This is a genomic window from Euryhalocaulis sp., from assembly GCF_013911995.1.
Lineage (GTDB): Bacteria > Pseudomonadota > Alphaproteobacteria > Caulobacterales > Maricaulaceae > Euryhalocaulis > Euryhalocaulis caribicus.
The window spans coordinates 1-12372 of record NZ_JACESD010000067.1; the positions used below are offsets into that span (position 1 = coordinate 1).

Annotated in this window: 16 protein-coding genes, 1 pseudogene and 1 riboswitch; of the genes and pseudogenes, 9 read left to right on the top strand and 8 right to left on the bottom strand. The window is 64.5% G+C overall.

Features of this window, described 5'->3' with window-relative positions; translation table 11 throughout:
- Positions 1 to 511, bottom strand: a 511-nt coding sequence (locus H2040_RS13425; RefSeq protein WP_287158039.1) for an MFS transporter, incomplete at its 3' end; no start/stop codon positions are given.
- Between the two features lie 162 nt (positions 512 to 673).
- Here H2040_RS13425 and motA point away from each other — a divergent pair.
- The 4 genes from motA (at position 674) to mnmC2 (ending at position 4291) form a co-directional block, all read left to right on the top strand.
- Positions 674 to 1546, top strand: coding sequence for a flagellar motor stator protein MotA (gene motA / locus H2040_RS13430; RefSeq protein ID WP_022698400.1), 873 nt, complete (start codon positions 674 to 676; stop codon positions 1544 to 1546).
- A gap of 92 nt (positions 1547 to 1638) precedes the next feature.
- A complete protein-coding gene (locus H2040_RS13435; protein WP_022698401.1) occupies positions 1639 to 2058 on the top strand; it encodes a hypothetical protein in 420 nt (139 codons plus the stop codon).
- Between the two features lie 134 nt (positions 2059 to 2192).
- Positions 2193 to 2543 (top strand): hypothetical protein, encoded by a 351-nt coding sequence (locus H2040_RS13440; protein WP_287158051.1) that lies wholly within the window; start codon positions 2193 to 2195, stop codon positions 2541 to 2543.
- Between the two features lie 14 nt (positions 2544 to 2557).
- On the top strand, positions 2558 to 4291 hold the full coding sequence (gene mnmC2, locus H2040_RS13445; RefSeq protein WP_287158053.1) for a tRNA (5-methylaminomethyl-2-thiouridine)(34)-methyltransferase MnmC2: 1734 nt from the start codon (positions 2558 to 2560) through the stop codon (positions 4289 to 4291).
- On the opposite strand, the gene H2040_RS13450 is transcribed toward mnmC2, so the two are convergent.
- The 7 genes from H2040_RS13450 to H2040_RS13480 form a co-directional block, all read right to left on the bottom strand.
- Positions 4288 to 4752, bottom strand: coding sequence for a nuclear transport factor 2 family protein (locus tag H2040_RS13450; RefSeq protein ID WP_287158055.1), 465 nt, complete (start codon positions 4750 to 4752; stop codon positions 4288 to 4290). The genes mnmC2 and H2040_RS13450 overlap by 4 nt on opposite strands.
- Before the next feature lie 78 nt (positions 4753 to 4830).
- On the bottom strand, positions 4831 to 5106 hold the full coding sequence (locus tag H2040_RS13455) for a hypothetical protein (RefSeq protein WP_022698403.1): 276 nt from the start codon (positions 5104 to 5106) through the stop codon (positions 4831 to 4833).
- Positions 5107 to 5146: 40 nt separating this feature from the next.
- On the bottom strand, positions 5147 to 5560 hold the full coding sequence (gene pspC, locus H2040_RS13460) for an envelope stress response membrane protein PspC (RefSeq protein WP_027068469.1): 414 nt from the start codon (positions 5558 to 5560) through the stop codon (positions 5147 to 5149).
- Complete coding sequence (pspB, locus tag H2040_RS13465) at positions 5553 to 5789, bottom strand: envelope stress response membrane protein PspB (protein WP_022698405.1); 237 nt, start codon at positions 5787 to 5789, stop codon at positions 5553 to 5555. Before pspB (H2040_RS13465) ends, pspC begins: the two co-directional genes overlap by 8 nt.
- A 7-nt stretch (positions 5790 to 5796) precedes the next feature.
- Complete coding sequence (gene pspB, locus H2040_RS13470) at positions 5797 to 6036, bottom strand: envelope stress response membrane protein PspB (protein ID WP_022698406.1); 240 nt, start codon at positions 6034 to 6036, stop codon at positions 5797 to 5799.
- 36 nt (positions 6037 to 6072) lie between these two features.
- Entirely contained in the window at positions 6073 to 6783 is a 711-nt protein-coding gene (gene pspA / locus H2040_RS13475; protein WP_022698407.1) for a phage shock protein PspA, read from the bottom strand.
- 94 nt (positions 6784 to 6877) lie between these two features.
- Complete coding sequence (locus tag H2040_RS13480; protein WP_022698408.1) at positions 6878 to 7012, bottom strand: hypothetical protein; 135 nt, start codon at positions 7010 to 7012, stop codon at positions 6878 to 6880.
- Between the two features lie 199 nt (positions 7013 to 7211).
- On the opposite strand from H2040_RS13480, the gene pspF reads away from it, so the two are divergent.
- The 5 genes and pseudogenes from pspF to H2040_RS13505 all read left to right on the top strand — a co-directional run.
- Positions 7212 to 8249, top strand: a complete 1038-nt coding sequence (gene pspF, locus H2040_RS13485) for a phage shock protein operon transcriptional activator (RefSeq protein WP_287158063.1) — start codon at positions 7212 to 7214, stop codon at positions 8247 to 8249.
- 52 nt (positions 8250 to 8301) lie between these two features.
- The gene (locus H2040_RS13490) at positions 8302 to 8703 is read left to right on the top strand and encodes a DUF6491 family protein (RefSeq protein ID WP_287158065.1); all 402 of its coding nucleotides are present in this window, start codon (positions 8302 to 8304) and stop codon (positions 8701 to 8703) included.
- Between the two features lie 145 nt (positions 8704 to 8848).
- A complete protein-coding gene (locus tag H2040_RS13495; RefSeq protein ID WP_287158068.1) occupies positions 8849 to 9676 on the top strand; it encodes a WecB/TagA/CpsF family glycosyltransferase in 828 nt (275 codons plus the stop codon).
- A 29-nt stretch (positions 9677 to 9705) separates the two neighbouring features.
- Positions 9706 to 9931, top strand: a riboswitch (cobalamin riboswitch).
- 119 nt (positions 9932 to 10050) lie between these two features.
- On the top strand, positions 10051 to 11943 hold the full coding sequence (locus tag H2040_RS13500; RefSeq protein WP_287158070.1) for a TonB-dependent receptor plug domain-containing protein: 1893 nt from the start codon (positions 10051 to 10053) through the stop codon (positions 11941 to 11943).
- 137 nt (positions 11944 to 12080) lie between these two features.
- Positions 12081 to 12372, top strand: a pseudogene (locus tag H2040_RS13505) (hypothetical protein); the annotation flags it as partial.

Consider the following 12372-nt stretch of genomic DNA (forward strand, 5'->3'; position numbering starts at 1 on the left):
CAACGCCCGGGCCGACCGCCGCCCCCATCCCGATGGCGGCCGTCAGCGCGGCCAGCGCCTCCACCCGCGTCTGGGTGGTCGTGCGGTCGGCGACATAGGCCTGCGCCGCCGGGCCGCTGGCCGAGCCCAGCCCGCCCGACAGGCTGCGCGACAGGATCAGCAGCACGATGGTCGCCCCGGCCGAGATGATTCCGGACAGGCCCAGCGACACCACCACCGCGATCAGCCCCATGGAAACCATGTAGGCGGTCAGTCCCATTACGATGACAGGCCGCCGCCCGGCGCGGTCGCTGAGCCGGCCCCAGAGCGGGCTGGTCAGGATGAACAGGGTTGCGGCCAGCGTATAGACCAGCCCCACGAACACCTCGGCGATGTCCAGGCGCCGCGCGATGGGGGGAAGGATGGCGAACAGCATGGAATTACCGATGCCGGTCACCATCAGACAGCAGAATAGAAGCGTGAAGGCGCGCTTCCTCTGGGCCGGCGTCGTCTGAGTGGTTGGATCGGTCAAGACGTCTGCCGGTTATCCCATTTCGACGATGCGCGCCAGAGCCGGGCATTGGCGGAATCGCCGGTTAAACCCGGCATTAAGCATTATTCGCCAAACATGGCGGCTTATGAGCGGGTCCGCATGCGCGGTTCGCGGCAGGGGCGATGACGGGGCGATTCACGCATGTTCCAGATAATTGGCGTAGTGGTTGTTTTCGCGATGGTTTTCGGGGGCTTCATGCTCGCCGGCGGCCATTTCGACGTGATCCTGAAAGCCCTGCCTTTCGAGCTGATGATGATTGGCGGCGCGGCGCTGGGCGCCTTCCTGATCGGCAATTCATCCAAGACGATCATGAAAACCGCCAAGGATTTCGCCAAGCTGATCTCCGGTCCGAAATGGAAAGCGGCCGATTACCAGGATCTTCTGAGCCTTCTCTTCACGCTGACCAAGACGATGAAGACCAAAGGCGTGATCGCGCTGGAAACCCATATCGAGCAACCGCACGACAGCGCCATTTTCAACGCCTATCCGCGCGTCCTGAAGGACCATTTCGCGACCGATTTCATCTGCGACACGCTGCGCATGATGACCATGAACCTGGAGGATCCTCACCAGGTTGAGGACGCGATGGAGCGTCAGCTGGAAAAGCATCACCACGAAGTCACCGGCCCTGCGCGCGCCCTGCAATCCATGGCCGACGCGCTGCCCGCGCTTGGCATTGTCGCCGCCGTGCTGGGCGTCATCAAGACGATGGGCGCGATCGACTCGCCGCCTGAATATCTGGGCAAGATGATCGGCTCGGCGCTGGTCGGCACCTTCCTTGGCGTGTTCCTGGCCTATGGCATGGTGGGCCCGTTCGCGGTCCGCATGCAGGAAATCTATGACGAGGAACACCAGTTCTACAAAATCATCCAGGACGTACTGGTGGCGCACCTGCATGGCAATGCCGCGCAGATTTCGGTGGAGATTGGCCGCGGCGGCGTTCCCACCGCCGTTCAGCCCTCCTTCGCGCAGCTTGAAGAACATCTTGGCGCTTTGCCGAGCGAAGCGGCCTAGCGTCCGGAAAACATTTCCTTTATGTAATAAATGTGTTTCTGGTTAATTGGCGGCTGAACACGCCGCCAAAAACTGTTGGGGAATCTAGAACTATGAAAACCACGCTTTTCGCCGCCGCCAGCCTGGCCGCGGTTCTCGCCCTTGGCGCCTGCGCCGAAGAAAACGCCGTTGAAGACGAAACCACGATGGAAGAATCGGCCGAAGACGCCGCTGACGCCATGGAAGACGCCGCCGATGACGCGGCGGACGACATGGAAGACGCCGCCGATGACGCCGCCGACTCCATGGACGAGCTCAACGACGACCTGACCTACGAAGACGAAATGGACAGCATGGAAGATTCGGCCGAAGACGCCGCTGACGCCATGGAAGACGCCGCCAACGACGCTGAAAACGCGATGGACGAGTCCGCTGAGGAAATGGAAGACGCGACGGAAGACGCCGCGAACGCCATGGAAGACGGCGCTGAAGACGCTGCCGAAGAAATGGCTGACGAGGATAATCCTCAGTAAGTCATACTTTCTTCCAAAGAAGAATTACGGGCGGCTGTGAACCAACAGCCGCCCGTTTTCGTTGTGCTTTCAGAACGAACCGGCCTGCCGTCCCTTTGCGGCCGGGGTTCAAACGTCAAAAGAAAGCCAAGCCCATGAAATTGCTTACATCCATTTCCGCCCTCGCGCTGGCCGCGGCCCTGACCGCCGCCTGCACGGACGAAGATCGCGACCAGGCCGAGAACGACGCCGAACGCGCCGCCAGCGAAACCGGCGAATTGCTGGAAGAGGCCGGCGAGGAAATCGTCGAGGAAAGCCGCGCCCTGGGCGAGGCGGTCGTCGAAGGTTCGAAAGCCGCCGCCGAGCGCGGATCCGAGGTCTATCGCGAGCGCGAGGCCGAGCTGGACGCCATTGACGACGCCGAGGATGCGATGGAGACCAATCCGGAAGAATCCGACGCAGACAATGACACCGAAAGCGAACTCACCGACGAATATCCGCAATAACAGCCGCGCCCGTCATGAAGCGGGCTAATCTGGGCTGGACCGGCGGCGTGCCTGCCGCGCCGGATTTCGGGGATCATTACTATTCGCAAGAAGACGGCCTGGCCGAAAGCCGGGCCGTCTTTCTGCGCGGCTGCGGCCTGCCCGGCGCCTGGCGGGACCGCAAGCATTTCACGGTGGGGGAGCTCGGGTTCGGCTCCGGGCTCAACTTCCTCGCCCTCTGGGATCTCTGGCGGCGCGCGCGTCCGGCCGGCGCGCGCCTGCATTTTGTCAGTGTCGAAGGCTTCCCGATGGACGCGGCCGAGGCGCGCCGCGCCCACTCGGCATGGCCGGAGCTGGCGGACCTTTCCGCCCGCCTGACCGGGCGCTGGCCGCCTTCCGACCCCGGCGCGCATTTCCGGCGCTTTGACGATGACGGCGTATTCCTCACCGTCTTTCACGCCCCTGCGGCGGAGGCGCTTTCCGAAATGGACCTCGCCGCCGACGCCTGGTTCCTCGACGGCTTTGCCCCGTCCCGCAATCCCCAGATGTGGTCGCCGGAAATCATGCGCGCCGTTGCGCAATGCTCCGCGCCCGGCGCCCGCGCCGCCACCTTCACTGTCGCCGGCGCGGTTCGCCGGGCGCTGGGCGAGGCGGGGTTCACGGTGGAAAAAAAGCCCGGCCATGGCCGCAAGCGGGAGCGGCTGGAAGCCTGTCTGCCCGGAACGCCCGCTCCGGAGCCCGCGCCCGGCCGTATCGCCATAATCGGCGGCGGCGTGGCGGGCGCGTCACTCGCCAGCGCCCTGACCGCGCGCGGCGCGGCGCCCCGCATCATCACGGAGGGGCCGGCCGCCAGCGACCCGCCGCGCGCCTTGCTGACCCCCCGTCTGGAAAACGCCGACCGGCCGCACGCCCGCGCCCTGACCAGCGCCTTTCACCATGCGGTCAGCCTGTACGCCGCGCTGGGCTACGCGCCATCGGGCGCCGTGCGGACCGCCAGGGACGACCGGGAAGTGGCGCGTTTCACCGCCCTGACCGAACGCTGGTCCGGCCTTTCCGTCGACGACGAGCGATTGTTCATGCACGGCGCCGGGGTGCTTGATCCGCAGATCATACTGCTCGGCCTTGCAGGCGGCGCGGCGCAAATCCCCGGCCGCGCGGCGTCGATCCGGCGCCAGGCCGGTATCTGGCGGGTCATGGACGCGTCGGACGCGATTATCGCCGAAGCCGAAACCCTGATTCTCGCCGCCGGGGCGGGGGCTCCTGCCTTTGAACAATGCGCGCCGATGGACCTGGAACTGAGCGCTGGTCAGGCCGGGCTGCACGCTTTTGACGGCGCTCTCGACCACCCTGTCACCGGCCCCGCCTATCTTGCCCCGGCGGGTGAGGGGCGGGTCATGCTGGGCGCGACCCATGATCACTGGGAAAGCGCCGCCCCGCCGTCTCCCGACCCGGCCCGGCAGCACGATCTGCTGGGAAAGCTCGCCGAAACCGCGCCGGGCCTCGCCGCCCGCGTCGCGCCAGAGCCGCTGGCGCTATGGTCCGGCGTGCGCTGCGCCACCAAAGACCGCCTGCCCGTGGCGGGCGCGCTGGAAGCCGGGCTTTATATTCTCTGCGGCCTTGGTTCGCGCGGTTACGCGCACGCCCCGCTTCTGGCCGAGATGATCGTGGCGGAGATCTGCGGCGATCCGGCCCCGATTGAAAAAACCGGCCGGGACGCTTTTCGCCCCGGCCGGTTCGAAGACCGCCGCAGGAAACGCGAGGGCGCCTAATCGGCCGCCGCGTGATCATAGCTGAGCACGCGCGTCAGCCGCCATTCGCCGTCTTCCCGCTTCCAGAGATGGCTGAACTTCGCATGACCCGTGCGCCGTTCCGCCTCGCCCTCCGGTTTCTCGTAAAAGCTGTGGGCGCCAACCTGCAGCGCGCCATAACCCTGCATCGGATAGGTCTCCATCGCGTCCAGGCCGCGCCGCGAAGCCGGGCGCTTGCCGTTCCGCCAGTCGGCGCAATTGCCGGCGATCACCGCGATAAATTCGTCGCGATTATCGGCCACCTGGCCGTCCACGTCGTGATAGAATTCGAAGTCTTCCGCGATCAGGTCTTCCAGAACGTCCAGCTCGCAGGTCTCGAACCCGGCCTCGAACAGTTTCGCATCCAGTTCGGCCAGGGTTTCCGCTTCCGCCGCGGCGCTCTGGGCGAACGCGGCGGCGGCCAGCATGGCGATGAAAGTCATCTTGTTTCCTCCCTCAAAGAAAAGGGCGGGACATTGGCGGTCCCGCCCGTGAAGTTCCGGTCCGGCGCAATGCGCGCCCTAGATGTGCAGGCGGCGGACGGTCGCGCCCGTGGCTTTTTCGGCTGCGCCCTCGAACCGTATGGTCATCGGGCGGCACTTCCGGTCACAGCCGCAGGCAAAGCGCTCGCTAAGGCCGATGGCGACCGGGCTTTCCCCGCCCTTCATGGTCACGTTCAGGCCCGCCACGCAGACCGAGACCGGTCCTTGCCCGGCGAGCGCCCGGGGCGGGGCGATCGCCAGAGAGGCGATCAGGGCGGCCCCCGCCACGGTGGTGAATACGGCGCCTTTCAACATGGTCTGTCCCCCTTGACGATTGGCTGGCCGCAAGCGCGCTCTAGGAGCGCTCCAGGTCCTTGAATTCGCGGCGCAGGCGCCACTCTTCGGAGGTCACCACCCGTTCGATGTTCTGCAGCCGCTCGTCCATGTCGCGGAACGTGTAGCGGATATTGGAGAACGTCTCGGACGGCTTGCGGGCGACGCCGCGCAGGAACTCGTCCTCGTCCGGGCTTGCGGGCCGGCGCACGTCCATCGGGCGGCGCGGGATCACGATCCAGGCGATGACATAGCCGATCAGCATGAAGCCGGACGTGCCCGGGAACAGGAACAGGACGATGGCGGCGATCCGCAGGATGGCTGCGTCCAGGCCGAAATAGTCGCCCAGCCCGGCCACCACGCCGCCGATCCAGCCGCGGTCCTTGTTGCGGTAGAGGCGATGCGGGTTCGGATTGTCTCTCATGGGGTCACTCATTGTCGTTGTCCTTGGTTTTCTTGTCTTTCTTGATCTCGAGGATGTCCTCGACGGTCTCGATCCGCCGCCTCATCTCCCGGGCGATCAGCCACAGATCCTCCAGCATTCTCTCGTCAGCGGGGTCCAGGCTGCGCGCCTTTTGCATCTTCGTGACGTAGTGCAGGACCAGCCACGGCAGCCCGATGAAAAGGATCAAAAGGGCCAGGATGGGGAGGAGGGTGGCGCTCACGACGCGATCACATCATGCGGTCGGCGGCGGGGCGGTCGCCGGCGGGACGGGTGCGGGGCTCAACGTCCAGGACTGATTCCAGGGCGTCGATCCGGCGCTCCATGCCCTTGGCGCTCTTCCAGAGATCCTCGAGCATCTTTTCGTCGTCCGGGGTCAGGCTGCCCTTCTCGCGCGCCTTCGTGGTATAGTGGAAGATGATCCACAGCGGGGCCACGATGACCATGAAAAGGATGGCGAGTACTTCCATTGCTTATTCCTCCGTCAGGGTGGGGAGGGCCGGTGATTAACCGGCCTCTCCGGGCGTGGACGCCGCAGCCGGCTTGTCGCCGCCCGTGCGGTTGGACATCCGCTTCTTGAGGGCTTGCAGCTCCTCTTCCACCTTGTCCTTGTCCTCGATCTCGTCGAACTGGCTCTTCAGGCTGCGGCCATTGTTCAGGTCATAGGCGTCGACCTGGGCTTCCAGCTCGTCGACCTTGCGCTCGACATGGGCGTAGCGGGCCAGCGCGTCGTCGATCTTGGTGTCGGCGACATGGCCGCGCATCTTGATGCGCCCTTCGGCCGTCTGGCGGCGCATCATCAGCGCCTTGTGCTTGGCCTTGGCCTCTTCAAGCTTGTCCTGAAGCTTGTTCATGTCGGACTCGGCCTTCTCGATCGCTTCTTTCACGATCTTCAGCTGGTTGGCCTTGATTTCGGCGGCCTGCTCCAGCTTGCGTTTCTGGGCCAGCGCGCCGCGGGCCAGGTCTTCACGACCCTTCTCGACGGCCAGCTCGGCCTTGGTTTCCCATTCTTCAGCCTGGCGCTTCAGCTCTTCGACTTCACGCTTCAGCGTCTTCTTGTCGGCGATGGAGCGCGCGGCGGAGGTGCGGACCTCGACCAGCGTGTCTTCCATTTCCTGAATGATCAGGCGCGCGATCTTCTCGGGGTCCTCGGCGCGCTCAAGCATGGCGTTGAGGTTGGAATTGATGATGTCTCCAAGTCGGGAAAAGATGCTCATCCTGGATACTCCTTCTTGTTTTTGTGTCGGCGGTTAGCGTTTGCCGGTTAGCGATTTTTCTTTTCTTGATCTGTCGTGATGCGCGGGGCGGGGGTCAGCCGATGATCAGGCCGATCACCAGACCCACCGCGAAGAAGGCCCAGACCTCGCCCGAGCGGCTGCGCAAATAGCGTCCGAACCGGCTCAGCGTGTCTCGCGAGTCTCCGTGGCGGGTTTCATAGTCAGTCATGGTCTTTCGTCCCTTGGCTCGTGAGTTCCGTGCCTCACGTCTTCATATCAGCAAGGGGTGTGCCAGTTTTTTATTAATGATATAAATTACTGAAAAATATAGATAATTTTGGAAAATAGAGCAATTACGTTTACCAATAAAATAACTAAAAATACGAAATATTGTAGATTTAACCGGTTAAATATATAAATTAGCGGGCATGTCGCTTACCGACCTCCCGCCGCTCGTCGGCCAGTCCCCGCAATTCCTGGAATCGCTGGAGCAGGTCTCGCGCGCCGCCCCGCTGGACCGGCCGGTCCTGATCGTGGGCGAGCGGGGTGTGGGCAAGGAGCTGGCGGCCGCCCGCCTGCACTTTCTGTCCCCGCGCTGGGACCAGCCCTATGTCACGCTGAACTGCGCCGCTCTGTCGGAAAACCTGCTGGAGTCGGAGCTGTTCGGTCATGAGGCCGGGGCCTTTACCGGCGCTTCCAGCCGCCATGTGGGCCGGTTTGAACGCGCCCATGGCGGCACGCTGTTCCTGGACGAAATCTCCAACGCCTCCATGCGCGTGCAGGAACAGATCCTGCGCATCCTGGAATATGGGGAGTTCGAACGGCTGGGCGGTTCGGAAACCATCAGCGTCAATGTGCGCGTCGCCGGCGCGGCGAACGTGCATCTGCCGGACGCCGTGCGCAAAGGGACTTTCCGCGCCGATCTCCTCGACCGTCTGGCCTTCGATGTTGTCACCCTGCCGCCGCTCCGCGCCCGGTGGGAGGATATCCCCATCCTCGCGCAGCATTTTGCCCAGCGCATGACGGCGGAGCTCGGTGCGGACCATTTTCCCGGGTTCGGCATGAAGGCGATGGGCCTGCTGATGAACCATGACTGGCCTGGCAATGTGCGGGAGCTGAAAAACGTCGTGGAGCGCGCCACCTACCGTACACTGGCCGCCGAATCTCGCGCCCGCCGTCCTATCGACGACATCCAGCTCGACCCGTTTGAATCGCCCTGGCGGCTGGATGGCGGCGCGGAGGAGGAAGCCGGGACGCCGGACGGGAGCGCCTCGCCCGCGCCGGATTCCAAGCCCCGTGATTTCAAGCAGAATGTCGAGTCTTTCGAAAAATCACTCGTAGAAAGCGCCCTGAAAACCCATGACGGCCATCAGGGAAAAGCCGCGGAACATCTGGCGCTCAGCTATCATCAATTCCGCAACCTGCTCCGGAAACATGAAATCAACTCGCACCAATACCGAACTTAACGCGGCCTGACGCATTCATCTTCGCACGAGGGAGCTGTCGAAGGTTATTACAATGCTCAGGCTAGTGGTTGCATCCAGCGTTATCGCCCTGTTCGGCTGTGCGTCCGATATGGATACGATGGGCAGCGCCTCGGGCGACGCGCCGCAGGCCGCCCAGTCGGCCGAACGCGATTGCTTCCCGGTGCGGAACGTGAACGGCTTCAGCGAAGTCGATGACGACACGGTCCGGATCAGTGTCGGCGCCAACGACCATTATGAGGTCGATGTCTACAAAACGTGCAGCCAGCTCAACTGGTCCTGGAATCTGGCGCTGGAGTCCGATACCGGCAACTTCATGTGCGCGGGAGAGATTGCGCCCGGCCGCATCTATGCCCGCGGCGAATCCTGCGCCATCAAGGAAATCACGCGCGTCTATCCAGACGCGGAAGAGAACGATCAGTCCGGAATGGACTGATCCGGCTTTCTGACCCTCTTCAATAGCCGATCAGCGGATAACAGCCGCGTGCCGGGAATGGCGCGCGGTTTGCTTTGTGACGCCCGTGCGCCCCTCACGGGCGCGCGAACTGCAGCGTTTTGGGACGAGGGGAGACGCGCCAATCATGACCGCCATCAGCGAAACAGGCGCCGACCGCCGCCGCGGATCCCGTCATATCTGGTTTCTCAATGGCGGTTTCGACCGCATCGGCATGGACACTGCCTTTCAGCGCGTCACCGAACGCCCGGCGGACAAGTCCTTTGAATTTGTCGTCACCCCGAATGTGGATCACCTGGTCCGTATCGCCCGCGGCAATCCGCGGGAGGCCGTGCTCTACGCGCAAGCCTGGCTGACGGTCTGCGACAGCCGCATTCTTGAACTCATCGCAAAAATCTCCGGCGAAAAAGTGGATGTCACGCCCGGTTCCGACCTCACGGAGCGCCTGTTCGCGGACGCTATTGACCCGGATGAACCCGTGGTGGTCATAGGCGGCACGCAATCGGTGATCGAGGCGATCGAAAAACGCTACGGCCTGACCGATCTGCGCTGGCACGACGCGCCGATGGGGCTGAAGAAAAATCCGCTGGCGGTTCAGGATTGCGCGGAATTCGTCTTCCGCAACCCGTCCCGTTTCGTCTTTCTCTGTGTCGGGTCTCCGCAGCAGGAGATGGTGGCGCAGGCCATACGCGACCGTCGCGACTGCACCGGCATCGGTTTCTGCGTCGGCGCGTCGCTGGATTTCCTCGCCGGCAAGGTCTCCCGCGCGCCGCGCTGGATGCAGAAGGCGCGGCTGGAATGGCTGCACCGTCTGGCCAGCGAGCCCAAACGCATGTGGCGGCGCTATCTCGTCGAAGGGCCCAAAGTATTGCTGCTCTGGCTGGAATGGCGGCGCAACCGGCGGCAACTGGACCGTCTGGCCCGCGACCTCAATCAGAGTTTCGCCTCCTCCTGACGCCACTTGAAACCCGCGTGCAGGGGGCATACACCCCTCTCTGCGTCGGTTCCCCTAACCGGGATTAATCGGGAACCCGGTGCGGAGCGCGTGGGCCTTTCTTTCTTTGCGCGACTCTCAATCCGGGGCTGTGCCCGCAGCCGTCATCGGCGAGTCTGGACCGCATCACGCCACTGGAGCCCCTGGCTCTGGGAAGGCGCGATCCAGGCGCGATCAGCCGAGAGCCGGAAGACCGGCCGGCGCAGTCGCTCGATCATCGCGCCCGGGATAAGGCGCGAGGGCCGGAACCTTTGTTTTTCCGAAGCAGCGGCATCCGTTGAACCCGCTTCCCGCCCGCCTTCGCGGCGCGGGGCGCGAAGCGTTTGGAGATGTCGATGACACGCACGCTACTGACCAGCACGGCGCTGGCCCTTCTCGCCGTACCCCCCGCCTTCGCCCAGACCGCAAGCGCCAGTGATGAGCTGGACGAACTGATCGTGATCGGCGCGCTTGATCCGATTCCGCTGGAGGACGTCACCTCCTCGGCCACCATCATCGGCCGCGATGAAATCGCCGCGCGGGGCGACGCTTTCATATCCGATATATTGCGGGGATCCGCCGGGATTGCGGTGTCGCAATCGGGCGGCTTCGGTGGCCTGACTCAGGTGCGCCTGCGCGGATCGGAAGCCAACCAGACTGTCGTCCTGATTGACGGGGTGGAAGCCTCCAGCCCCTTCACCGGCGAGTTCGAATTCGCAAACCTGCAGACCGCCAATGTGGAACGGATCGAAATCCTGCGCGGCGAACAATCCGCCCTGTGGGGCTCGGACGCGATTGGCGGGGTGATCAATATCGTCACCCGCCCGGGCGGCGGCGCGCCGTCCTGGTCCGCTGCCGTGGAGGCCGGCTCCTTCAACACGGTCCGCGGCTCGGCCCGTATCGCCGGGCCGGTGGGCAAGGGGCGCGCCAGCCTCTCGGCCTCGGCCTTCGACTCGGACGGAATCGATGTTTCCGGTCAGGGCGGCGAGAAAGACGGGTTCGAGAACCTGACCCTGAACGGCAGCTTCGCCTATCCGCTGCTCGGAAAGGCGGCGCGCCTCATTCTGACGGGCCGCTATCAGGACGCCGAGGCGCAGTCCGATCCGGACATCGATTTCGATGGCGCGCTGGATAACGCCGACCGCCTGCGCGCGACCGAGGAAGTGTTCGGTCGCGCCGCCCTGAAGGGCGATCTGGACGGCGGCTTCTTCTATGAAGGCTCCGCGGGCCTGACGCTGGTGGACGCTGAAAACTACGCCGATGGCGCGTTCGACAACGCCTCCATCGGCCGCCGCTGGGACTTCGAGGGTAAAGCAGGCTGGCGCGGCCGCGCCCTGAACGCCGATCACCGCCTGGTCGCGCTGGTCGAGTCGGAAACCGAGATGTTCAAGAATGACGGCGGCGTTCCCGGCGCGGGCGAAAACCAGAAGCAGGAGATCACCAATGACGCCGTGGCGCTGGATTACGGCTTTTCCGCCGGCCCGGCCCTCCTGAACGCTTCCATCCGGCGCGACTTCAATGATCGCTTCGACAACGTCACGACCTGGCGCGTCGGCGCCAGCTGGCGGTTCGCCGCGATTGACGGCAAAGCCCGCGCCAGCGTGGGCGAGGGCGTAACCAATCCCGGCGTCTTTGAACTGTTCGGCTTCTTCCCGGGCAGCTTTGTCGGCAATCCGGACCTGCAGCCTGAAAATTCCACGGGCTGGGAGATCGGCTGGGACCAGCGCGTGGACCCGCTGAATCTCGATCTTTCCGCGACCTATTTCGAGTCGAGGCTGGAGAACGAGATCTACACCGCCTTCAATCCGGATTTCACCTCGACCGCCCTCAATCGTCAGACCGAAAGCGAGCGCAATGGCGTGGAGCTGGAGGCCAGCTGGCGTCCGCTCGAGACCCTGTTCATCGACGGCGCGCTGACCCTGCTGGAGTCGGATGAAAACGGCGCCGAAGAAATCCGCCGCCCCGAAACTACCGGCAGCCTCACCGCCGGCTGGCGTCCGGCGGCGCGCTGGCGCATCGGCGCGTCCGCCGACTATGTCGGCGATCAGCTCGATACGGACTTTTCCACGGGCCAGACGATCACGCTGGACGCCTACACGCTGGTCGGCGCGGTCGTCGGCTATGAGTTCGCGGACGGCTGGGAAGCCACGCTGCGCGGGGAGAACCTGCTGGACGAGGATTATGTCGACGTCATCGGGTTCGAAACTCAGGGCGCGGCCGTGTTCGCCGGGCTGAGCTGGAAAGGGTGATTTCGCCCCGCCGATATCGGGGCGGGACCGCGCGGAGCGACTGCGCTGCTTCGCGCGCGCCTTTCCCGGCCCCGACACTTACCCCCTCTTCCTTGTGGGGAGGGGGCCTTTTTGCCGCGCTTATCGCGCTGGCGACGATGCTTTCCGCGCCTGCCGCCGCCGCGCCGCAGCGCGTGGTCTCCGCCTCGCTCTGCGCGGACCAGTATGTGCTGAGCGTCGCAACCCGCGATCAGGTCGCCGCGCTGAGCTGGCAGTCGCGGGACGCCGTCTCGCTGGCGCCGGACTGGGCCCGGGACCTGCCGCAGGCCGCCCCGGACGCCGAACGCCTGCTGATGCTCAAGCCAGATCTCGTCGTTTTCGGCCCGGGCGAGGGCGGGCCGAAAACGACGAGATCTGGCTTGAGCATCAGCAGGCGTTCGGCGTCCGGGG